Raw genomic sequence first — 23314 nt, 5'->3', positions numbered from 1 at the left:
TCATCCTCGTACGCCTGCAAGGAACAACTTCACCCTCGTACCACCGCATCGTCGAGGAGCTACTTCATCGTCAGGAACCGCTGCACCAGTGAAGCCAGCAGTACCGCCAGCAGTGGCAGCGCGAACCAGAAGCTGCTCTGCAGCCAACGGAGTTGCCGCACACTGGGCCGTACGGCGACGCGTACGACTTCCCGGGCGGTCAGCATCAGGATGAGCGCGATGGCCGCGAGACCGCCCACCACCGACCATGGTGTCCACGTCACCTGAGGTCCGATCGGTCCCGGATCGGCCTTCGGGATCTCGCCCGCGGGCTGCTCGCGCAGTGCGTACACCGTCGCGTCGTCGTTGACGAAGACCTTCTTCAGTTCCTGCCGTTGGTCGAGGTTCTTGATGAGCCGCGACTCCCAGGTCGGTGAGTAGCCCACGTCCAGCTGGAGGTAGACCACCTGGCTGCGGTTGATCATCAGGTACGAGTTGGGGCCGGCGTCCTTGAGCGCCTTGACCAGGCTCGACACCAGGACCGGGTCGACGGGCGCCAGCGTGGGCAGATACTCGATCTTCTCCATGTCCCGCGCGCCCCACGGGATCGAGGGGGTCACGTTCTCGACCGTGTCGTTGCTCATCCACAGCAGACGCGCGGTCGGATCGTCGTGCGCGTACACGTAGTTCATGGCGGCGACCTCGCCCGGCCGGACCCGCTCGAAGGACTCGTTGCCCCAACGGGCCACCAGGAAGCCGCCCATGAGGACCAGGCCTGCCATGAGGGCCGCCAGTGGTGCGAGGCTCACGCGGTCCCTGTCCCGTTCCTTCGCGGTGACGCCGGTGCGTGGGAACAGGGCGAGTGCGGCGAGCAGGGCCGCGCCCGGGAGGGCGAACATGAAGACGCGCAGGGCCATTTCGCCGCCGTACGACTGCATACCGAAGCCCAGGAACGGCACGAAGGTGAGGACGAGCAGCGAGCGTTCGCGGTACTTGTTCTCGCGGCGGCGCCACCAGCCGTAGCAGGCGAATGTCATCACGCCGCCGGCGAGCAGCACGCGCGCGTAGAGGACGAGTTTGTGGGTCGAACTGCCGCCCTCGATACGGCCGGAGACCGACGAGGACACATTGCCGCCCACGCCGCCGATCCCGCCGAACAGGTCGTCGAAGTGGCCCGACCAGTACGGCTCGGCCATGAAGCCGACCCAGACGGCAACCAGGACGGCGAACAAGATGGGCAGGCCGCGCAGTTCGGAGCGGCCGACCAGGACGAGGACCGCGAGGACGCCCAGCATCACGAACGGGGTGAGCTGGTGCGCCGGGACGGTCACCGCGAACAGGCCGATCAACACCATGAGCAGGACGGCCTGTTGGCGGCGGTCCGTCGGCTCGACCTCCGCTTCGCCCGGCCGCCGTTTCGTCCAGAGCACCCGCGGTGCCCGGAACCAGACGAGGAGGATCGCCACGAAGACGAGGTACAGCAGATAGGTGAAGCCCTGCGGGGAGAAGTAGTCCTGGCCCACCCAGCCGCTGAGTACGAAGATCCAGATGCCGGTCCACTTGGCGCGCCAGCTCGCCCGCATCGAGCGTACGAGCAGGAACATCGGTGCCAGGTAGAGGAGTTGCATGGTGAGCGGCCACCAGCGGATCACCTCGGTGAGGTCGGTGACCCCGCAGGCCTTCGCGACGAACGCGGCCGCCGCGAAGAAGCCCGGCCAGCTCCAGCGGGCGTCCAGATCGGGTACGGCGGATCCGGTGCGGTCGATGTAGTCCAGGAACCCGAGGTGCTGCCAGGCCGTCGCGAACCGCGGCTCTGTCTCGATCACCGCGGGAAGCGCGTGCAGTGAGACCACGGTGGCGAGCAGGGTGACGAGCAGCAGCCCCTTGTGCTCTCGGCCCATCCAGAGCAGTGAGGCGAACACGATGATCAGGAGGGCGGCGCCGACGAGGGTCGGCAGTGGCAGCACCGAGATGAGCCCGAGCCCGCCCATTCGGTCGAGGGCGCCGTCGTTGAGACCGAGTGCGGGGACCCAGTAGAGGAGCAGGGCGGAGACCAGCAGACAGCCGAGGATCACTCCCGGTTTGGTCGGGGGTGTCAATCGCTTGCGCGGGGACGGGGGTGGGGGATCCGTCCTGTCTGCCAGGTGCGGGTCCGCTGTGGCCGGCCGCGCCCACCCGGCAGGGTCGCCGGACTCCTCGCCCTGGGCCTCCGAAGGGGTGCCTTCCGGCTTCTCCGGATCGAAGGGGGCGTCGATCTCCGGAGTCTCGGACGGGCCCAGCGACGCTTCCGAACCGGGCTCCCGTGCCTCGACGGGCAGCCCGACCGACGGCTTCGTGCCCAGCGCCCAGGTCGGCCGGTGAACAGGCCGCACCGCCGGTGACCCGGTGGGCGGCGTCCCCGGCCCCGGCCGCACGTCCGGCCGGCGCTCCAGGTGGTCGAAGTCGACATGGACGCCCAGCGCGAGGGTGTCCGAGTCCAGTGCCCACGCGGGCCCGCGCTTCGGTGTGGGCACCTCGCGCGCCCCCAGGTCGGCGAGGTCCCCGTCCGGTGCCGCGCCCGCGGGCACCTCGGCCGGCGCGGTCCGCAGGATCTTGTACAACCGGGGCGCGGAGATGGTCACGATCACGGCGAGGGCGGCTACCTCCGCGACGCCCGCGCCGGTCAGGCCCATGCGGGGGAGGAGGGTCACCGTCAGACCGAGCACGAGGGCGCACAACAGGCCCTGGAGCCAAGCGAGTCCGGCCGTGCGGCTCTGGGCGCGCAGGACCGCGAAGTAGGTCTCCATGACGACCCGCAGCAGTCCGCCGATGGCGAACCAGCGCAGCAGCGGCGTCGCCGCGTCCGCGTAGCCCTGGCCGAAGACGCGCAGGATGAACGGCGCGCCGAGGAACAGCAGCGCGCCCACCGGCAGCATGATCCGCGCCATCCGCTTGAGCGCGGCCCGGGTGTTCGCGGCGAGGCGTGCCGGGGCGTGCGAGCCCTCGACGGTGAGTGAGGCGCCCATGTTGATGGCGAGCAGGTTGACCGTGCCGCCGATGGTCGCGGTGATGTAGAAGTACGCGTTGTCGGCGGAGCTGACCTGCGAGGCGACGATCACCGGGACGAGGTAGACCACGGCGAGCGAGAACAGCGAGCCGGTGTAGTCGCCCGCGAGGAAGCGCCCGATCTCCTTCACGGAGGGCGGTTTCGTGTCCTCCTTGGTCGCCTTGATGTGGCGGGGGACCAGGCGCCGGAAGACCAGCCAGCCGAGCGGCACCGCGGACATGGCGATCGCCGCGACCCACGAAACGAAGACACCCGTCGCGGGGATCACGGAGGCCAGGACGACGAGCAGCACCAGCTTCACCGCGGAGAACACCGTGTTGCCGACCGGCACCCACAGCGCGCTGCGCAGGCCGGTCAGCACACCGTCCTGAAGTGTCAGCAGCGACCAGGCGACGACGGCGAGGACGAAGCCGAGGCCGGCCAGCGATCCGTGCAGGAACTGGTACGAGGGTCCCCAGATGCTCAGGGTGAGCAGAAAGACGCCGGCGGCCAGCGCGACGACCACCGAACTGCCCGCGTACGTACGGAAGATGAGGCGCCCGGTGGCACGGCCCGCGACCGGGATGAAGCGGGCCAGGGCGCCCGTCAGCGTCACCGCGGTGAGGCCCGCGAGGAGCTTCATCGCGGCGATCGCGGCGGAGCCCTGGCCGACCGCCGTCTCGGAGTAGTAGCGGGCGGCGACCAGCCAGTAGCCGAGCCCGAGCACCGCGGAGATACCGGTGTTGAGCATCAGGGCGTAGGCGTTGCGGAACAGCTGGTTTCCTCCGCTCCCGCCCTTGCCCCGGCCGGGCAGGCGGAGGCGGCGGCCCGTGCGCTGTGCGGGCGCCTCGGTCGTGGGCGATGAAGCCTGGGCGGTGGTGGTCGTGTCAGACACGGGAACTGATGGCCTTCCGGCGGACCTGTTGTGCTCTTCGGACCATGGCGTACCCCTTGGTGAGGGCGCGGTCCCTGGCGAAGTTGAGGGCGATCGCACGGCCTTCGACCAGTCGCTCGAACTCCTCGATGCCGGTGCTCCGGCGCACGGTGACGCGCCGCAGGGCGTACGGCCCCTGGCGGCGGCGCGCCAGCGCGTTGCCGACGGCGAGCGACTGGGCGAAGCCCGCCTCCCGCACCGCCTCGCGCACCCGACGGCTGGAGTAGCCGTACGGGTACGCGAACGAGGCGGGGCGGGTGCCCAGTTCCCCGGTGATGATCTCCCGGCAGTGCTGTACCTCGAACCGGAGCGCGTCCTCGGTGAGTTGGTCCATCTGCGGGTGCGTATGACTGTGCCCGCCGATCTCCACCTGCTCCGCGGCGAGTTTGCGCACCTGGTCCCAGTCCAGCATGGTGTCGAGGCTGCCCCCGGTGTCGTACGCGCCCCTGATCCAGCCCGTCGACACGAACAGCGTTGCCGCGAAGCCGTACTTGGCGAGCACGGGCAGTCCGTGCCGGTGCACGCCCTCGTAGCCGTCGTCGAAGGTGACCAGCACCGGCCGCTCCGGCAGCGGGCCGCCCTCCCGCCAACTCGCCGCCAGCTGACCCGTGTTGATCGGAGCGAACCCCTGCGCGTCCAGCAGCGCCATCTGCTGGGCGAAGGCGTCCGGGGTGACGGACAGTCCGCGCGTCGCGTCGCTCGGTCGCGGCGCGATCGAGTGGTACATGAGGATCGGCACCGGTTCGTTCATGCCGCGGCCCCCTTGTCGTCAGCTGCCGGAGAGACCCCCTCGATCTCCACGACGGAGAAAGTAGCGCCGCCCCTGCGTGCCCGGATGCTCCCGAGTGCGTACCCGCCCGCCGCCGTCAGCACTCCGGTGACGATGGCGCCCGCGCGTCCGGCGCCGCCCGGGCGGGCCAGCACCGCGTCCCGCAGCCCGCGGGCGACCCCGGCGGGCAGCACACGGGTGGCGTAGCGCCGCTCGGACTCAAGTCCCTTGTCCGCACCGACACTTCGGGCGACGAGGGCTTTGGAGAGGCCCTCGGCGTACGCGCGCGTGCGGAAGTACGCGAAGTGCTCGCGCACTTTGGGCACCCGGTGGTGGATGACCGCGCGGTCGTCGATCAGGAGGATGGCGTCCGGCCTGGCGCGGGTGAGGCGGATGCACAGCTCCGTCTCCTCGCAGCCCAGCGGGCGTTTGTCGCCGTCGCGGCCGATGCCGGTCGCGAAGCCGCCCGCCGCGTCGAACGCCGTACGACGGAAAGAGGCGTTGCCGCCCAGGACGTTACGGACCCGGACCCGGCCGGGGGGCAGCCCCTTGTATGTGCAGCCCACCACCCAGTCGAACTCCTCGGGGAACCAGGCGGGCCGGCGGCCCGACGCCCAGATCGGCATCGTACGGCCGCCGACGGCCATGACCCGCGGATCCTCGTACCCCGACGCGAAGTGCCGCAGCCAGTCCCGTTCGGCCACGGCGTCGTCGTCGAGGAACGCGATGATCGCGCCGCGCGCGACGGCGATTCCGGTGTTGCGGCCCGCGGACAGGCCGCGGGGGCCCGCGTTGGCGAGCACCCGCACCCCGTCGGTCTCCTTGTACTCCCTGGTCAGCCGCTCCAACAGCGTGGTGTTGTGGTCCACGACGAGGAGTGTTTCCAGTGCGGGCAGGGACTGCGCCAGCACCGAGGAGACCGCCGCGAGGATGTCCTCCCAGCGGTCCTCGGTGTAGACGCAGATCACCACGGAGAAGTTCCGCCCGCTCAAGACACCTCTCCCTGGCCCGAGTTGAGCTGGGAGGCGTGCGGAGTGCGGCGCAGCGCGCGCCGGTTGGAGCGCTCCTTGAGGATCACCTTGAGCACCCGGATCCCGTCCCGCACGGCCCGCAGATTGCTCGAACCGTGGATGCGGAGGTACTCGTGGCTCGGAATCTCCTGGACCTTCAGACCCGCCTTGACCACCCGGATGTTCATCAGGGTCTCCACCTCGAAGCCGGTGCAGTCGAGGTCGATCTTGTCCAGGCAGTGCCGCCAGAACGCGTTGTAGCCGTAGCAGAGGTCGGTGTAACGGGCCCCGAACTTGGCGTTGACGGCCGCGCACAGCAGATGGTTGCCGAGCTTGCGGATCGGCGTCATGTCGGACGTGCCGCCGCCGTTGGCGAACCGCGAGCCCTTGGCGAAGTCCGCCCCTGACACCAGCGCGGACACATACGACACGATCTCGTTGCCGTCGGCCGAACCGTCCGCGTCGACCATCACGATGATGTCGCCGCTGCACGCCTCGAACCCGGCGATCAGGGCATCCCCCTTGCCCTTTCCGTGCTGCTTGACGACCTTGACGTCCGGCCACAGTTCACGGGCCACTTCGACGGTGTTGTCGGTGGAATTGCCGTCGACGAGAACCACTTCGTGAATCCAGCTGGGAAGTGTCTTGAAGACGTACGGAAGATTCTCGGCCTCATTCATGGCCGGAATCACGACACTCACCGGCGGCGCTATGGCCAGGTGAGAGGAGATGGGCCGGTACTTGCCGGCCGTAGTCTGATCTTGGCCCGAAATGGCTGGGCGCAGGACTGAGCTCATGAGTCTGGTCCCTCTCGTCCGGTGGACCGCCCGCCCCTGGGCAGTCCGGCTCTTTGTCCGGTTCGAAAGGGGGGTTCTCACTTACGGCATAACGAAATAGATCTCCGTGCGTGCCGGGTGAGCTGGCAAAGCTGCCGGCTTTCAGAAAACGCAAAAGCCGGTCGCGCGGACGACTCGGCACAAGTGGTCACCGAGCACGGCACCCCCCTACCGCGCCCCGCGCCGGTCATCCGCGATCTTGAGCCCTCCCCTAGATCGCATATGCGTTGATGAACCGATGCGGGTGAGATGTACGACGGTATTGATGAATGAGACCGTATGGCAAGACCTGGAACGAGGCCTCACGTTTTTGTTGGTTTGACCGTTACCTAACTCCTCGAGCGGATCTTCCCCATCCGCTTGAGGATTCTGTCGGCCGGCTCGAACAGTTCCGGCCTGGCCAGCACCGCATTTCGCAGTGCCCGGACCGGGGCGCGGCGCGCCCTGTGCCCGATCGCGATCGGATGACGTCGTGTCACCCACCCTTCGGAAACGGCGAGTTCCCGCGTCTTCAGGGAGTCCTTGTATTCCTTCTGGCCCCGCCCTAGATCCAGATAGGCGATTCCGTCGGCGGCGGCCGCCTCGGCCATGCGCAAATGCAGGATCAGCCCCGGCGAGTATTTCGAGAACGCCGGGTCGTACGCCGGGAACCAGCAGGCCAGCACCCGCTCCGAACGCAGCCCGAAGTGCGCCGCGACCGGCTTACCGTCCGCGTACAGCACCGAGAGGATCCCCGCGAACTGCGCAGAGCGGGTGTGGAAGAGCTGCTCCACCAGATGGCTGATCCAGGGGTGCGCGAAGCGGTCGCTGCGCCCGGTCCTGCGGTACTGCGCGGACTTCCAGTCCATCAGGGTGCGCAGCGCCTCGGGATCGCGCTCGTCGTGGACGTAGCGCATCCCGTCGGCGTCCCGGCCGAGCTTGCGCTCCTTGGCCAGCGTCGACTTGGTGAACTTCGGTGACCGCTCGCGCAGTTGGCGCAGAAACGTCTCGTAGCCCTGGTCGACGTCGATGACCGGGGAGGGGAAGTTGTCGGCGGCTCCCGCCTCGAACGGCGCCTGCCCTTCCACCAGATGGTCGAACTCCCACACCGCGAGCCCGCAGGCCCGCAACAACTCGGTGGCGTCCCAGGTGAAGCCGGGCCGGTGCACGGCTCCCTGGCAGTCGGAGACACCGAGGCCGACGGCCCGGCCGATGCCGGTTCCGGTGCGCTGGAACGGGAAGTACGCCGCGGGCTCGCCGTTCTCCCGTACGACCGCGATCCGCACGCCGCGTCGGCAGCGGCCCACCGCGAGCGTGAACTCGGGGGACAGGAAAGGGTTCGCCAGTCCGGGCGAGCCGTTCAGATGGGCCTTCACCTGGAAAGCCGTCCACGCCGCCCGGTCGGCGGCGGTCAGCTCGCCCGGGCGGTACACGCTGATGTCCACGTCAGGAGGCCCGCCTTCTCGCGGTACGGCCACGCAGGCGCCGTACCAGTACCAGCAGGAGCATGAAGGTGCTGATCGCGGTCACGGCCACGACCCCACCGGGCATCGACCACTGGTGCAGGGCCAGCATGCCCTGAGCCACCAGCATGTTGACGGCGACCCCTCCGGCGACCGACACCAGCAGCCGGCCGAAGGGTTCCAGGCCGTGCAGCGTGGCCGCGATGGCGACCGACGGCGCGGCGAGCAGGAAGAACAGGGTGAACGGACCGCGCAGCGGTGAGTCCACGTCGGCGAGTGCGAGCACCGCGCCGACTACCGCGACCACCGTCGCAGCGCCGCCGAGCAGCGGCAGCAGGTCCCTCCCCGGATCCTGCCCCGTCCCCTCCGTGGTGCCTGATGAAGATGCCTTGATGCGTCGTATGGTCTGCATTGGCGACTTTGCCCCCCGAAGCGCCGGATGCCGGGCTTCAATGTCGCGCAGCGTACGGCGGGTCGTCAAGATGCGGAAGGCGTTCGTGCGCCCAACGCCCCTTCACGAACGAGTCGCCCCCGTCCGTGAACAGCTCGCCCCTGGCCGTGAACAACAGTTCCCCGGAGGCGCCGACTGCCTCCGGGGAACTGCTTTTCACGTCAAGCGAGTTGGCGTGTTACGGGACGATCTTCAGGAGCCGGTTCGGCGAACCGGTGCCCGGGCTGGTGACCTTGTTGGCAGTGGACCCGTTGACCAGGGCCGTGGCGACCTGGGCCGGGGTGGCCGAGGTGTGACCCGCGAGGTAGATCGCTGCCGCGCCCGCGACGTGCGGCGTGGCCATCGACGTACCCGAGAGCGTGGCGGTGGCGGTGTCGCTGGTGTTGTAACCGGCGACGATCGAGGAGCCGGGGGCGAAGATGTCCAGGACCGTGCCGTAGTTGGAGTAGCTGGCCCTGGCGTCCGTGTTGGTGGTGGCGCCGACCGTGATCGCCGCGGCGACCCGGGCGGGGGAGTACGACGAGGCGTTGGCGTTGCTGTTGCCCGCCGCGATCGCGTAGGTCACGCCGCTCGCGATGGAGTTCGAGACGGCCGTGTCCAGCGTGGTGGAGGCGCCGCCGCCCAGCGACAGGTTGGCGACCGAGGGGCCACTGTGGTTGTTGGTCACCCAGTCGATGCCGGCGATGACGCCCGCGGTCGTGCCGGAGCCGGCGTTGTCGAGCACCCGGACCGCCACGATCTTCGCCTTCTTGGCGACACCGTAGGTGGAGCCCGCGATGGTGGTGGCCACATGGGTGCCGTGCCCGTTGCCGTCCTGCGCGACGTTGTCGCCCTCGACGGCGTCGTAGCCGTTCGTGGCCCGCCCGGCGATCTGGGTGTGCGTGATGCGTACGCCGGTGTCGATGACGTACGCCGTGACGCCGGAGCCCGCCGTGTCCGGGTAGGTGTAGCTGGTGGAGAGCGGCAGCGACGTCTGGTCGATGCGGTCCAGGCCCCAGGGGGCGCTGCTCTGCGTGGTGTCGGTGACGTGGACCGTCTGGTTCTGCTCCACCGTGGCGACCGCCGGGTCGGCCGCGAGTCTCGCGGCCTCCTGGGCCGACAAGGTGGCCGTGTAGCCGTTCAGCGCGGCGCCGAACGTCTTCTTCACCGTGCCGCCGTACTCGCTGACCAGGCCCTTGCCCTCGCTCGAAGAGGCTTTGAAGCCGGCCGTCTTCTTGAGCGTGACGATGTAGCTGTCCTTGACGGCCGTGGGGGAGCCGGCGGCGAGCACCGTGCCCGTGGCCGGTGCGGCCTGGGCGGGGAGCGCGGTGAATCCGCCTACAAGGGCGGCGGTCGCCACAGAGGTTATCGCGGCGATCCTGATCTTCTTGCTACGCAGATGTGCCATTACGAGGGAGTCCTCCTCGGGCGGCGGGCGCCTGGGTGGGGCGCGCGCGGTGTGGGGGTGCGCGGTGATCGGGCGCACAGCCCGGAGTGTCGCGTTCCACTCCGGACTGAGGTAAAGACTCGGTGATCTCCCCCTGTGACTCAAGGGAGTTGACCTCTTGTCACGACCCTGTCATGACCACGTAATCAAACGCATGGCGAACGCACAGGATTCGGCCCGGAAAGCGCCAGAAAGTCTTGGCATGGACACTTCCTGTCAACACGCGTAGCTGGTACGAAAGTTATGGCAGAGATCCTGCTAAAGGGAGGTTCCATGAGAAGTTCCCGAATTACGGCATACGTGACCTCACTCCTCCTCGCCTCCGGCGTCGCCCTCACCGGGGCAGTGACTGCGCAGGCGTCCCCAACCCTTGCGGCCACCGGCTACGTGGCCCTAGGTGACTCCTATTCCTCCGGCGTCGGCGCGGGCAGCTACATCAGTTCCAGTGGCAACTGCAAGCGCAGCACGAAGGCGTACCCCTACCTCTGGGCGGCCGCGCATTCACCCTCGTCGTTCAACTTCACGGCTTGCTCCGGCGCTCGTACGGGTGATGTTGTCGCCAGCCAGCTGACCCCCCTCAACTCCTCCACCGGTCTCGTCTCCCTCAGCGTCGGCGGCAACGACGCGGGCTTCGCCGACGTCATGACGACATGTGTGCTCCAGTCGCAGAGCTCCTGCCTCTCGCGGATCGCCACCGCGAAGGCGTACGTCGACTCGACACTCCCCGGCAAGCTCGACACCGTCTACTCGGCGATCAGCGCGAAGGCCCCGTCCGCCCATGTGGTCGTCCTGGGCTACCCCCGCTTCTACAAGCTCAACGGCAGCTGCCTGACCGGCCTCACCGAGGCCGAGCGAGCCGCGATCAACGGCGCCGCCGACTATCTGGACACGGCGATCGCCAAGCGCGCCGCCAACCACGGCTTCACCTTCGGCGACGTCAGGGGCAAGTTCACCGGCCACGAGATCTGCTCGGGCAGCGCGTGGCTGCACAGCCTGAACCTGCTGAACATCGGTGAGTCGTACCACCCGACCGCGTCGGGACACTCCGGCGGATACCTGCCGGTGTTCAACGGCGTGGCCTGATCACCTGGAAGCAGTCCTAGGGAGACTCGGATTCGGAGGCCTCGCTCGTCGGGGTCTCCGACACGCATGTCACCGAGAACGGCACCGAGTTGGACGTCGCGTGCACGGGGCTGCGGATCTCCACACCGATCTTGTTCTCGTACGTCCCCGACTCGTCGTACGTCGTCACGATCACCGTCTTCTGCTGGGTTTTGCCGCCGCTCGCGGGGAACGACAGGGTCTTCCAACCGGGATCCGACACCTCGCCGGTCTCCGTCACCCAGCGGTACTCGACCTCGGCCGGTACCCGCCCGACCGTGAACGTCGCCGTGAACGTGGGTGCTTGCGCGTCGGGAGGCGGGCAGGCGCCGGAGTATTCGGTGTGCGCACCCGCGACCGTCACCTGCGCGGACTGGGCGGGCGGGGGTGTGGTCGTCCGGCTCTCGCTGGGCGGCGCGCTGGTGGAGGGGCTTCCGCCGCTCGCGCCCTGGTCGCTCCCACTGTTGTCGGTCTCCGGGTTCGAACGTACGCCGCCCGCACCGTTGTTGGTGTCACCGCTGCTGATGGCGGCTCCTCCGCCGTCCCCGTTGTCGCGGTTCAGCAGGGCGTACGTCAGCCCTCCCAGCGCGAGGGCGAGAGCCACCAATCCGGTGATCAGGACGACCGCCGCGCGGCGATTGCGGTCGGGCTCGGTCGTGGTGGTGGTCGAGGCAACGCCGGCGTCGGCCGGCCCGTACGCCATCGGCGGTGTCGATCCGGGGGAAGTCTGGGGGAGTCCCGCGAGCGTCGGCGCCTCCGGGATCAGGGGCGGCGGACCGAAGGCGGTGGTGGCCAGGGTGCCGCCCGCCGCGACGATCCGTAGCTCGTGCTCGGCCTGCTCGGCGCCCAGCCGCTCGGCCGGGTCCTTGGCCAGCAGCCCCTGGATGACTGGGGTGAGCGGGCCCGCGCGCTGCGGCGCCGGCAGTGGCTCGTCGACGATCGCGCGCAGGGTGCTCAGCGGAGTGTTCTGACGGAACGGCGAGTTGCCCTCGACCGCCGCGTACAGCAGCACCCCCAGCGACCACAGGTCCGACTCGGGCCCGGGAGTCCGGCCCAACGCCCGCTCCGGGGCAAGGAATTCGGGTGAGCCGATGACCTCGCCGGTCATGGTCAGCGCGGAACTGCCCTCGACCATGGCGATGCCGAAGTCCGTCAGCACGATCCGTCCGTCGTTCGACATCAGGACGTTGCCCGGCTTCACATCGCGGTGCAGCACCCCGGCCTCGTGCGCGGCACGCAGCGCGGTGAGCACCTCGGCGCCGATGTGCGCGGCGCGCGGCGGGTCGAGTGGCCCCTCGGCGTCCAGGAGATCGGAGAGGGCGACACCGCGGATCAGCTCCATCACGATCCAGGGGCGGCCGTCGTCGGTGGCCACGTCGTACACCGTCACCACGTTGCGGTTCGTGATGCGGGCCGCCGCCCACGCCTCGCGCTCCAGCCGCGCGTACATCCGCTCGGCGTCGTACGCCGGGATTCCGCCGGGTGCGCGGACCTCCTTCACGGCGACCTCACGCTGGAGCACCTCGTCGCGGGCGCGCCACACCGTGCCCATGCCGCCTTCGCCCAAGGGCGACAGCAGCCGGTAGCGCCCGGCGATCACACGTTCACTGCCCGGATCTTCGGACACGGGTGTCCCCCCATTCGTATCCGTTGCGCATCCGCGTGATTTCTCCCCAAAAGTAGCTCAGCCGAGGACGGATGCCGCCCCCCTGAACACCAATCCAGCCCCAAGCGCTACGACCACCAACGCCGATCCCAGCGGTGCGGTCCTGCGCAGCAGGGCCACGGCAGGCCCACCGGCCCACCGCGGGCGCCTGGCCAGTGCCCGGTTCACCCCGTCGCCCAGCTTCACGACGGCGAACCCGGCCGCTGTGAGCGTCAGGGCGAGCCCGACGCCGTACGCGAGGACGAGGAGCAACCCGAACCACGCCTGTCCCAGCGCCGCGGCGCCCACCAGGACGACCACGGCGGAGGGACTGGGCACGAGCCCGCCGGCGAAGCCGAGCAGGATCGTGCCGCGGAGGGTGGGGGCGGTGGGGTGGGTGTGGGTGAAACCGCCGTGGGTGTGTTCCAGGGGGAGGGTGGCCCGGCTCTTCTGCGGGGTGGGGGCGTGCGGGTGACTGACCCGGCGGACGGGGGGCTTGGGGTGGGGGCGGGCTTCCGCGGACGCGTCGTGGGCGTGGGCGTGCGCGAGGACCAGGGGGCGTTCGTGCTGTTCGGTGTGCGGGTGCTCGTGCGCGTGCGGGGGGTCCGAGTGCGCGTGGGCATGGTCCTGGTCGTGCGGCTGGCCGTGGTCGTGCGCGTGGTCATGGTCATGGCTGTACGCGTGGTCGTGGTCGTGGTCGCGGCCGTGCGCGTGGCCGTCGCCATGGTCGTGCGTGTGCCCGTTCCCGTGGGAGTGCCCGTACCCGTGTGCCCGGTTGCGCCAGGCCCGGCGTACGAGCGTCGCGCCCGCCAGCGTCACCAGGAGGCCGCTGCTGACGCCCAGCCAGGCGATCACGGAGGGCGCCGCGGCCGAACCGGCCGTGATCAGGAGGCCGAGGGCGACCACGCCCAGGGTGTGGGTGACCGTCACCGAGGCGGCGAGCGGCAGGACGTCACGCAGGCCCGCCCGGCCGCCGCGGGCCGCTGCCGTCGCGGCCATCAGGGTCTTGCCGTGGCCCGGCGCGAGCGCGTGCAGGGCGCCGAGGCCCACCGCGATGAGCAGGGCGAGAGCGGCGAAGCCGATCGTCAGATCATGGCTGGCCACCAGGGAGTCGAGCGCCTGGGTCCAGCGGTCGGCGCCGCGCGGGAGGACCGAGTCGGCGGGTGCGTCGCGGCCGTCCTCGACCAGCGCGGGGCCACCGGCCCGCACCCGCAGGGACGCGGACGCCGTGTCGGCCGGGGAAGAGAGCAGTTCCTGCGGGTACTGAGTGAGCTGCCCGGACACCGATTCCGTCGGTACGTCCGAGGAGGCGAGCGTCATCCGGTCGCCGCGCGCGGTGATCTCCCGCCAGCCCGGCCCCTTGTCGGCCCCCGCGCCGTGGAAACCGACGTCCACGGTGTCCTGTTCGGGGAGCTCCGCTGTCAACCGGCATTCCACGCGCAGGGTGTTGAGCCCCGCCTGCCCGGGCCGCACGCGCGCGATGCTCGTGCCGACGCTGAGCGGGACCTCGCTGCCGCCGACGGTGACCGCACTGTCGCGCGCGGCCGTCTCGCACCGCTGACGGGCCCAGTCCGTCAGCCCGAGCTTCTTGATCTGCGGCTCGGCCTGGGTCGCCGGGATCTCGGCGAGGTCTTCGACATGGTCGACCCGCAGTTGCCCGGGGGCGGCGACCAGACCGTCGTACCGGTTGACGGTGAAGTTGCCGAGCGGGTGCGCGCTCGCCTGTCCGGAGGGGACGAGGACGAGCGCGCAGGCGGCCGCGAGGACGGCCGTTGCGGAGCTGACTGCGCGGCGGAGCGTACGGGTCACTTGTCGGCCTCCAGCGCCTTGCGAGCATCGGCGGCGCCCAGCGGTGAGAAGCCCGGGTTGAGGTCGAGGGCCGATTTCAGGGAGGCGTCGGCCTCCTTCTCGTGGCCGGTGGCGCGCTCGATCATGCCGCGGTGGTAGAGGAAGGACGCGTTGCGGTAGCCGGTGGCCGTCGCCTGGCGGGCGTACGGCAGGGCTTCCGCGTCAAGGCCGTTGACATGCAGCGCCCACGCGAGGGCGTCCGCGGTGTGCACGGTGTGGCGGCGGTCCCACTCGGCCTGGGCCGCCTTCAGCGCGGCCTTCTTGTCGCCGTGGTCGGCGGCGGCCAGGGCGGTGTCGAGGTCGGCGTTGACGCCGTTGGCGCGGGCCAGTGAGACCCACGCGTTCACCAGCGCGTACTGGTCGCGGGCCTTCTGGGCGTCGCCCTCCTCGCCGCGCGCCTCGTACAACTCGCCGAGTTCCACGAGCGGTTGGGGCAGCGGATACCGCTCCACGACCTGCTCCATGCCGCTGATCGCCGCCGCGCGGTCGCCCTGCGCGGCCTGCGTGCGGGCGCGGCCTTCGAGGGCGGGGAGATAGGTGTCGTCGGCGGCGAGCGCACGGGCGTAGTACGTGAGCGCCGAGTCGTACTCGCCCTGGTTCCAGGCGAGTTGGCCGAGCGCGGTGGCCACGTACGTGACGTCGCCCCGGGTCGTCGCCGAGTCGAGCGCCTGCTCCAGGACGCGGCGGGCGGTCTGCACATCGCCGGACAGCTCGTTGACGTATGCGTAGCGCGTGAAGACGGGTACGCCCGGACGGCGCGAGTCGGCCGTGTCGGCGGCCTTCGACGCCTCGTCGTAGCGGCCGAGTTCGACCAGAGCGTCGATACGGGAGGCGAGGGCGCGCTCGCTGTAGGGATTCTCCTTCAGTGCCTGGTCCGCGTACTTCAGGGCGCCGGTGAAGTCGTGCCGCGCGGCGGCCAGGGCGGCGCGGCCCGCGAGCGCGGGGTCGTTGTCCGGGCGCAGCTCCAGGGAACGTGCGAGCGCCTGCTGCGCCTGCGGGTACCGGGAGGGATCGCCCTTCGTACGGGCCTGCTCGATGTACGCGAGCCCGAGCGTCGACCACCCGCCGAAGTCCTTGGGCTGGGACCGGAGATGAGCCTGAAGCGAGGTGATGCTCGCGTCGAGATCCGCGCCGGCGAGCAACTGCGGCGATACGTCGGCGGGCGCCGCCGCGACGGTGGCCGCTCCGCCGTCGTCCCGCAGGGCCCCGACCACTATGGCTCCGGCGGTGAGGGTGACGGCCAACGCGGATGCGCAGAAGGCGAGTTGGGCCACACGCCAACGACGCCCGGACGCGGACAGCCGCCGGACGGCGGCGACACGCTCGTCGGTCATCACTTCGTCGGTCGTCTTGCTTGGGACCTCGTCGGTCGTCTTGCCCGCTACTTCGTCGGTCACCTCGTCGGTCACTTCCATGGCCACGTCAGCGGGGGCCGGGCCCGGCGCCTCGGCTCCGGCCTCCTCGGCGCTGACCTGCCTGTCACCCGCGGGAATCTCCTCGGGCATGGCCTCCGCGGCGCGGTCCGCGGACTCGCTGCCGCGTTCGCTCTCCGGCGCGCTGTCGTTCGTACGCGGGGACATGCCCTCTCCTCGAAGTCCTTGGTTCCTTGGCGGAAACGGTCGTTGTGGGGGCTGAGCGGCGCGGCCCGCGCCGTGGGGGATGGGGTACGTGCGGGCCGCGCCAGTCGGTGGGCCGGGCAGACAGGCCCGGTCGGGCGATCGTGCGGCCGGGTCAGTGGCCCGGCCGCGGATCCGCGAGCCGGGTCAGTAGGCCCGGTCGTGCATCCGCCGGCGCCACCACATCAGGCCGGTTCCGATCAGCAGGAAGCCGGCCGCGCCCGCCGCCGCGGAGGCCGCGATCAGCATGGTGTCGGTCTCGCCGGAGGCACTCGCGGGCTGTAGCGCGTCACCCAGCTGGCTGCGCACGTCGGTCCCGCTGGTCGTGCCCTTGGCGAGTGTCCCGCGTGAACCCGAGGTCGGGTTGGCCAGGTAGGGGAAGGTGTGGCCGAACGTCTTGTCGTTCTTGTCGACCGCGTCGCCCAAGTCGTTCTTGGAGCCGACCAGTTCACCCTCGACGACCTGTAGCGCGATGTCGATCACGTCGTCGCCGAGCCGGCGTCCGTTCGGGAAGCCCGCGGTGTCGCCGTCCAGCACACCGAGCCGCTTGGGCGAGGCCACCGGCTTGATCGAGGTGTTGAGCCGCAGCTCCTCCGCCGGGGTGACGTGGGGCGGCTGGTTGAGGCCCTCCACACCCTTCAGGAACACGTCGACGAGGTCGTTGCGCGGCTCCGTCGGTGCCGGGATCTTGTAGATCGCCTCAATGAGCTTGGGCAGCTCCGGGTTGGTCACGTTCTTCAGGAAGTCGCCGTCGTTCCAGGGCGAGGACGCGTTGAACTTGTCCTTGTCCTTGATCGGGTTGACGACCTCGTTGACCAGCGGCATGCCCAGCCGGGAGACCTGCGTCCAGTCACCGTGCGCGTCCTTGCGCTGGGTGGTGGACCAGATGCCGACGATGGGCTGTTCGGCCGACTCCTGGATCATGTGGTTCGGCACCTGCAAGGCTATCGAGTTGACGTTGTAGCCCTTGAGGGTGTCCCGACCGACCTCGGTCAGGTTGCCGCCGTACAGCAGGTCGAAGACCCGCAGATCCAGGAAGAACGGGTCGTCCGCCTGACCGGCGAACGTCGTCGAACCCCCCGCGAGCTCATGGACCGCCTGGTCGCGCAGCTTGCCGTAGTCCGGCATCGACGCCTTGCCGACGTTCGACGGCGCCACCGGAACATCGTCCGCGACCTTCGTCTTCGACACCACCTTCTGGTTCTCCAGCCGCAGCAGGTCGATGTCGTACGTCTGCGTGATGTTGAGGTCCGGGTCGTCGAGGCTGTCGACCGCACCCGTGTTGTAGAGGAAGGTGTCGCCGTTCTTGACGTGCGTCTTGAAGGTGTAGCGGTAGAGCAACTCGCCCTGCGCGTCACCGTTGTTGTCGATGTGGATGTCGTACTGGGCATCCTCGGCGAACGTGAAGAAGTTCGGTCCGCCGGCCGGATCCTCGAAGGGGATCCAGTTCGCCACGATGGTCGTCGTATCGGGCTTGTCCGGGCTCACGAACGCGTACACGTCCGTGTTGTCGTACTGCGGAGCCCCCGAGATCAACGGGGCCTCCCGGTGGCTGGAGGCGGAGGCCGCCCCCGGTACCAATAGCGTCACGCCGGCGGCTGCGAGCCCCCCGGCGGCCAGCGCACCACAGACGAGGGTCGCGAGACTCCTGCGCCCCGCGCCACTCCTGAAGATAGGTGTCATGCCGTCCGTCCTCACGTCCCAATTGCCTGACGCACGCCATTCGGAGCGGTCGCCGGGGTGGATTGGTCAAATCCCAAACGTATCTACGGCGGTTTTCACAACTTGTTTCAGCGCCGGGCTCAGCTTCTGTCCGGAGGCGGGCCGGCCTCCCCGCAGATCTGCCTCCGCGTCAGACCCGTTTCCCTGGCGGCGGACCCGCGTTTTCGGTTCGCTGATCCGTAACCCATCCGGGAGCGTGCTCGCTACGAACACGTAAGTGACGGACGGCCTTGGGGGCCGGAGAGGGGGAACGGGTGGAGGCGGACGAACTCCTGGTGCTTGTGGCCGGAGGCAACCAGAAGGCATTCGAGGAGCTGTACGGACTGGTGTCCGGGCCGGTGTTCGGACTGGTGCGCCGTGTGGTGCGGGACCCCGCCCAGTCGGAGGAGGTGTCCCAGGAAGTGCTGCTCGAACTCTGGCGCTCCGCCGCGCGGTTCGACCCGCGGCGCGGCAGCGCCCTCTCCTGGATACTCACCCTCGCGCACCGACGGGCCGTCGACCGGGTCCGCAGCGCCCGCGCCGCCACCGAGCGCGAGCAGCGCGAGGGACAGCGGTCGCACCGCCCCGCCTTCGATCAGGTCGCCGAGGAGGTCGAGGCCGGGCTCGAACGCGAGTGGGTCCGCCGCTGCCTCGACCGGCTCACCGCCCTGCAACGCCAGTCCGTCACCCTCGCTTACTACGACGGCTACACCTACCGTGAAGTGGCCGAACGACTCGCCCTGCCGCTCGGCACGGTCAAGACCCGCATGCGCGACGGACTGACGCGGCTGCGTGACTGCCTGGGAGGTGTCGCATGAGTGTTCCCGACCTGTCCGGCCGTGATTCCCAGGTACGACCGCACGGATGCCCGTGTGTACGAGAGGGAGGTGCCGGATGAGCCTCCTCGACCGGTTGCTGCGCCGCGATCTGCACTCCCTCGCCGCCCCGTACGCGCTGGACGCCCTGGAACCCGGCGAACGCCGCCGCTTCGAACGCCACCTGCGCGACTGCCTGCTCTGCAGCGCCGAGGTCCGGGCGCTCACCGAGGACGCGGTGCGCCTCGCCTGGTCGACCGCGGCGCCGGCGCCGGCCGCGCTGCGCGACCGGGTGCTGACCGCCGTACGAACGACACCGCAGGAGCCGTCGCCCCAGCACGCGCCACGCGCGCGCGTCCCCCATCAGCCCGCGCATCAGACCCCGCGCGCGCGTGCTCCCCGCTTCCGCCACCTCCTCGCCCCGCTCGCCACCACCACGGCTGCCGCGGCCCTCGTGGTCGCCTCTCTCTTCGCCGTGCAGGCGACGCGGACCCAGGACCAACTGGACCAGGAGCGTGCACAGGCACGTGAGATCGCGCACGTTCTCGCGGCCCCCGACGCCCGCGCGGCCGGCGACCGGGACGCTCAGGGACGCGGTATCGGCGTGGTCGCCTCCGCGTCGGAGCGGCGCGCCGTCGTGACACTCAGCGGGTACGGCACTCCCGCAGGGGGGCGCGTGCACCAGCTGTGGCTCATGCGCCCCAACGAGAATCCGCGCTCCCTGGGGCTCTTCGACGGCGACACGCCCCTGGTCGCCGACGGACTGAATATGACTGCGACGTCACTCGCTGTCACCGTCGAGCCTGAAGGCGGCTCAGTGCAGCCCACTACTGCCCCAGTTGTTCAACTCGCCCTGGATTCGGTTGGATTCGGAGAGTAATCGTCAACACCCTTACAGAGAAGGTGAATCCTGTGCCCGCGATACACGAGTGCCACGAGGGGGCGATAGGGTTAGCCTGCCCGGGCCGGGTGGACTCGTACGGGTGGGGAGTGACATGGAACAGATAACAGTGCGCAGCAGGGCACGTGTCCCTGCGATCACGTGCGGGAGCAGTGCGACCAGTTCGCGCCTCGACCGCCATCTCGCGGTGCTGGGCGGCCCTGCCGTCCCGCAGCGCGAGACAGCCGAGGCGACCTCACTGATGCGTGAGCTCACCTCGCGTGACACCGCGCACGAGAGCAGCAGCAGGGTCGCGCGAGTGCGGCGAGTCTCGCTCTTCGCGCCGCTGAAGCGGCTGAGCCGTTCACTGTTCGGCGGTCGCTGAGCAGGGCGGCGGCACCGGCGTTCCCGACCCGCGCTCCGGCGGTCCCACCGACCCGGCGTAGCGCTGTCTATCCGCGTCCGTCATCCCCAACGGCAGGCGGCGGTGTCCGGTGTACCACCGGGCGCGGGTCAGATCATGCTCACTTGGTCGGTATTCGCGTGTCCGCCGCCTTTCCGCCCGGCGACAGTTGAGACGCGCGCCTCACCTGATGTGCTCTCCGAGCGCGGGCCCGACCGTGCTCGCTTGGTCGGCACTCGCATGTCCGCCGCCTTTCCGCCCGGCGACAGCGAAGCGCGCACCTCCACCCGATGCGCGCTTCGAGCGCGGGTCCGGCCCAACTCGCCAGAGCCCATCACCTCGCGGTAAGAGCCCGCCCACTTACCGAGCCACACCGTCCCGCAGCAGCTCCGTGACGTCCGCGTCCGTCAGCCCCAACCCCCGCAGCACCGCCCCGGTGTGCTCCCCCAGCCGGGGCACCGCCCCCATGCGCGCCTCCTCGCCACCCGGAAGCGTGATCGGCGGCAGCAGCGCCCGCAACGGCCCCGCCGGTGAACCCACTTCCCGCCACCGGTCCCTGGCCGCCAGCTGCGGATGCTCCGCGACCTCCCGTACGTCCCGCAGGCGGGCGCATGCGATGCCCGCGCTCTCCAGCCGGGCCACCGCCTCCTCGGCGCCGAGCGCACCCAGAGCCTTCGCCACCAGCGCGTCCGTACGCCCCCGGTTGGCCACCCGCGCCGCGTTGGTCGCGTACGCCGGATCGTCCGCCAACTCCGGTTGACCCAGCACTTGTTGAGCGAGCCGCCGCCACTCGCGGTCGTTCTGCACCGACAGCAGAACCCGGCTGCCGTCCGCCGTCGGATACGCGTCGTACGGCGCGATGACGGCGTGCGCGAGACCCGTGCGCGCCGGGGGAGTTCCTCCGTGCATCACATGGTGCAGCGGATGCCCCATCCACTCCGCGAGCGCGTCCAGCATGGACACCTCGACCGGGCCCCCGCGCCCCGTCGTACCGCGCCGCACGAGCGCCGCGAGCACCCCGGAGAACGCGTACATGGCCGCCGCGATGTCGGCCGCCGGAATCCCCGCCTTGACCGGCTGCTCCGGCGTCCCCGTCACCGACACGAGCCCCGCCTCGCACTGCACGAGCATGTCGTACGCGCGTTTGCCGGCGTACGGCCCCGACGCCCCGTACCCCGAGATGTCCACGGCGACCAGCCGCGGATGCGCGGCGCACAGCGTGGCCGAGTCCAGGCCGAGGCGAGCCGCCGCGCCCTGTGCGAGGTTCTGCACGAAGACGTCCGCGTCCGCGACGAGCCGGCGTACGACATCGAGGCCGCGTGGGTCCTTCAGATCGAGAGCGACGGACTCCTTGCCCCGGTTGCACCACACGAAGTGCGAGGCGAGACCGGCCGCCGCGGTGTCGTAGTCCCGGGCGAAGTCCCCGCCGTCGACCCGCTCGACCTTGATCACGCGGGCGCCGAGGTCGGCGAGCTGTCGGGTCGCGAAGGGCGCAGAGACGGCCTGCTCGACGGCGACGACGGTGATGCCCTCAAGGGGGAGTGGCTGCATACGGTGGATCATGTCTCCCGTGTAACACCTTTGTCATCCCGGGATGTTGATGGGGCAACGTCATGGGTCCAGGGTGGCTGATCGTTTACACGATTCGTTTGGCCGATACACCCAACCTCGACCCCCGGAGGATGCGCGTGTGTGACCTGCACGATCAACACGTACACGAGTCGATGACCGCGAACGGTGAGGTGCTGAGCCGCCGTCGCATCATGCAGTTGCTCGGCGCCGCCGGTGTCACCACGGCCGTGATGACGGCCGAGGCGGACCCCGCGATGGCGGCGTCGGCCGATTCCTCGGAAGCCGAGTACACGGCGCCGGAGGGCCTCGCCCAGGACAGCCCCGCCAAGACGGCGGCCCTGGACTGGATCACCTCCCACACCGACTCCATCACCGGCCTCAACTCCGAGATCTGGGACAACGCCGAACTCAGCCTGCGCGAGTGGAACTCCTCGATCGCCGAGGCGGGCTTCCTCGAAAAGGCCGGATTCCAGGTGAAGTTCGGCACCGCCGGCTTCCCGACCGCGTTCACCGCCACGTTCTCGTACGGCAGCGGCGGCCCGGTCCTCGGCTTCAGCGGCGAGTACGACGCGCTGCCGGGCCTCTCGCAGAACAAGGGCGTCGGCCACCACGACCCGCGCGAGTACATCCACGATCCATTCGCACCCAGCTACGGCCCGGGCCACGGCTGCGGACACAGCGCCCTGGGAACCGCCGCGGCTGCGGCAGCCGCAGCGGTCGCGCAGGCCGCCAAGAAGCACAAGCTGCCGGTCACCGTGAAGTTCTTCGGCTCCACCGCGGAGGAGACCCTGATCGGCAAGACGTACGCGGTCAGCCAGGGCGTGTACGACGGCCTCGACGCGTTCCTCGACTGGCATCCCTCGACCTCCAACGCCACCGGCTGGGGCACCACCACCGCGATGACCGCCGTGACCTTCACCTTCCTCGGCGTCGCGGGCCACGGCGGCACCCCGCTCGGCAACAAGAGCGCCCTGGACGCCGCCGTGATGATGGCGACGATGTCGGAGTTCCTGCGCGAGGAGAACCTGGCGCCGAGCGGCCGCCTGCACTGGGTGATCAACAACGGCGGCGACATCCCGAACGTGACCCCGGAGATCGCCGAGATCAGCTACTACGTACGGGAGGGCAGTACCGCCCGGGTCCAGGTACTCCTCGACAAGGTCATCGCCGTCTCGGAGGCGGCGGCGAAGGCCTCGCAGACGTCGGTCCGGCACCGGATCACCTCCGCCTGCTGGAACCAGCTGCCGTCCAAGGCTTTTGCCGAGTTGCTGCACGCGAACATGAAGCAGATCGGGCCGCCCCAGTTCACCGAGGCGGCCCACGAGTTGGCGAAGGAGCTTCAGGAGTCCCTCGGTCTGCCCCAGCAGGGCATGCACGCCGAGATTGCCGAACTCACCCCGCCCAACCCGGTGTTCCTGGGCGGCGGTTCCACAGACGTCGCCGACATCAGCTGGAACGTGCCGACCGTGTCGATGGGCGCCGCGCTCGCCCCGATCGGCACCAAGATGCACACCTGGTCCACCGCGTCCTGCGCGGCCGCCGCCCCCGGCCAGGCCGCCGTCACCGCCGCCGCCCGATATCTCGCGGCGACCGCCGTCGACCTGCTCACCCAGCCCGAGCGCCTCAAGGCCGTCAAGGACGAGTTCAAGGAGCGCACCAAGGACGTCGAGTGGAAGACGGCGCTGCCGGACAGCTATGAGCCGCCGATGTACGAGCCGCCGGCCTGGTTCCTGAAGAAGACCGGCCAGAAGTGGCCCCCGGCGAACATCACCTGGCCCCCCAAGCGGGTGGTGTCCCAGGAGAAGTTCTCTTCGCTGGGGCCCGAACTCGCGCCCCAGAAGTAGGAGTTCGCCGACCGGAC

At 70.0% G+C, this 23314-nt stretch carries 17 protein-coding genes; 5 read left to right on the top strand and 12 right to left on the bottom strand.

The features are described from left to right. Positions 1-59: 59 nt before the first annotated feature. From AB0N66_RS17480 to AB0N66_RS17450, 7 genes are all read right to left on the bottom strand, one after another. Positions 60-3899, bottom strand: coding sequence for a lipopolysaccharide biosynthesis protein (locus tag AB0N66_RS17480; RefSeq protein WP_365435026.1), 3840 nt, complete (start codon positions 3897-3899; stop codon positions 60-62). Further along, positions 3892-4689 (bottom strand): polysaccharide deacetylase family protein, encoded by a 798-nt coding sequence (locus AB0N66_RS17475; protein ID WP_365435023.1) that lies wholly within the window; start codon positions 4687-4689, stop codon positions 3892-3894. Before AB0N66_RS17475 ends, AB0N66_RS17480 begins: the two co-directional genes overlap by 8 nt. After that, positions 4686-5699 (bottom strand): glycosyltransferase family 2 protein, encoded by a 1014-nt coding sequence (locus AB0N66_RS17470; protein ID WP_365435020.1) that lies wholly within the window; start codon positions 5697-5699, stop codon positions 4686-4688. Before AB0N66_RS17470 ends, AB0N66_RS17475 begins: the two co-directional genes overlap by 4 nt. After that, a complete protein-coding gene (locus AB0N66_RS17465; protein WP_365435017.1) occupies positions 5696-6514 on the bottom strand; it encodes a glycosyltransferase family 2 protein in 819 nt (272 codons plus the stop codon). Before AB0N66_RS17465 ends, AB0N66_RS17470 begins: the two co-directional genes overlap by 4 nt. A 368-nt stretch (positions 6515-6882) precedes the next feature. After that, positions 6883-7977 carry a GNAT family N-acetyltransferase gene (locus AB0N66_RS17460; protein WP_365435014.1) on the bottom strand — a complete coding sequence of 365 codons (1095 nt, stop codon included), beginning with the start codon at positions 7975-7977 and terminating at the stop codon, positions 6883-6885. A 1-nt stretch (position 7978) separates the two neighbouring features. Next, positions 7979-8407: a hypothetical protein gene (locus AB0N66_RS17455; protein ID WP_365435011.1), complete on the bottom strand. Its 429-nt coding sequence runs from the start codon at positions 8405-8407 to the stop codon at positions 7979-7981. 217 nt (positions 8408-8624) lie between these two features. Continuing rightward, the gene (locus AB0N66_RS17450) at positions 8625-9833 is read right to left on the bottom strand and encodes a S8 family peptidase (RefSeq protein ID WP_365435008.1); all 1209 of its coding nucleotides are present in this window, start codon (positions 9831-9833) and stop codon (positions 8625-8627) included. A gap of 312 nt (positions 9834-10145) precedes the next feature. Between AB0N66_RS17450 and AB0N66_RS17445 the strand changes: the two genes are divergently transcribed. Beyond that, positions 10146-10955: an SGNH/GDSL hydrolase family protein gene (locus tag AB0N66_RS17445; protein WP_365435004.1), complete on the top strand. Its 810-nt coding sequence runs from the start codon at positions 10146-10148 to the stop codon at positions 10953-10955. Positions 10956-10971: 16 nt separating this feature from the next. Here the strand turns inward: AB0N66_RS17445 and AB0N66_RS17440 are convergent, their stop codons facing one another. The 4 genes from AB0N66_RS17440 to AB0N66_RS17425 form a co-directional block, all read right to left on the bottom strand. Next, a complete protein-coding gene (locus AB0N66_RS17440) occupies positions 10972-12600 on the bottom strand; it encodes a protein kinase (RefSeq protein WP_365435000.1) in 1629 nt (542 codons plus the stop codon). Between the two features lie 57 nt (positions 12601-12657). Further along, positions 12658-14427: a sulfite exporter TauE/SafE family protein gene (locus AB0N66_RS17435; RefSeq protein ID WP_365434997.1), complete on the bottom strand. Its 1770-nt coding sequence runs from the start codon at positions 14425-14427 to the stop codon at positions 12658-12660. Next, complete coding sequence (locus AB0N66_RS17430; protein WP_365434994.1) at positions 14424-16046, bottom strand: tetratricopeptide repeat protein; 1623 nt, start codon at positions 16044-16046, stop codon at positions 14424-14426. The genes AB0N66_RS17435 and AB0N66_RS17430 overlap by 4 nt, the downstream gene beginning before the upstream one ends. Positions 16047-16229: 183 nt before the next feature. Beyond that, positions 16230-17765 carry a DUF4331 domain-containing protein gene (locus AB0N66_RS17425; RefSeq protein ID WP_365434991.1) on the bottom strand — a complete coding sequence of 512 codons (1536 nt, stop codon included), beginning with the start codon at positions 17763-17765 and terminating at the stop codon, positions 16230-16232. A 293-nt stretch (positions 17766-18058) separates the two neighbouring features. On the opposite strand from AB0N66_RS17425, the gene AB0N66_RS17420 reads away from it, so the two are divergent. The 3 genes from AB0N66_RS17420 to AB0N66_RS17410 all read left to right on the top strand — a co-directional run bounded on the left by AB0N66_RS17420 (position 18059) and on the right by AB0N66_RS17410 (position 19863). Further along, entirely contained in the window at positions 18059-18601 is a 543-nt protein-coding gene (locus AB0N66_RS17420) for a sigma-70 family RNA polymerase sigma factor (RefSeq protein ID WP_365434988.1), read from the top strand. 76 nt (positions 18602-18677) lie between these two features. Beyond that, entirely contained in the window at positions 18678-19478 is an 801-nt protein-coding gene (locus AB0N66_RS17415; protein ID WP_365434985.1) for an anti-sigma factor, read from the top strand. Positions 19479-19593: 115 nt separating this feature from the next. Further along, entirely contained in the window at positions 19594-19863 is a 270-nt protein-coding gene (locus tag AB0N66_RS17410) for a hypothetical protein (protein WP_365434982.1), read from the top strand. A 378-nt stretch (positions 19864-20241) separates the two neighbouring features. Here the strand turns inward: AB0N66_RS17410 and AB0N66_RS17405 are convergent, their stop codons facing one another. Next, positions 20242-21444, bottom strand: a complete 1203-nt coding sequence (locus AB0N66_RS17405) for a CaiB/BaiF CoA-transferase family protein (RefSeq protein WP_365434979.1) — start codon at positions 21442-21444, stop codon at positions 20242-20244. Positions 21445-21605: 161 nt separating this feature from the next. On the opposite strand from AB0N66_RS17405, the gene AB0N66_RS17400 reads away from it, so the two are divergent. Further along, positions 21606-23297, top strand: a complete 1692-nt coding sequence (locus tag AB0N66_RS17400; protein ID WP_365434976.1) for an amidohydrolase — start codon at positions 21606-21608, stop codon at positions 23295-23297. Positions 23298-23314 lie beyond the last annotated feature (17 nt).

The organism is Streptomyces sp. NPDC093544, assembly GCF_040683495.1.
In the GTDB taxonomy this organism is placed as follows: domain Bacteria; phylum Actinomycetota; class Actinomycetes; order Streptomycetales; family Streptomycetaceae; genus Streptomyces.
Note: the sequence above shows the minus strand (reverse complement) of the source record. Positions and strands in the feature narration are given on the sequence as shown.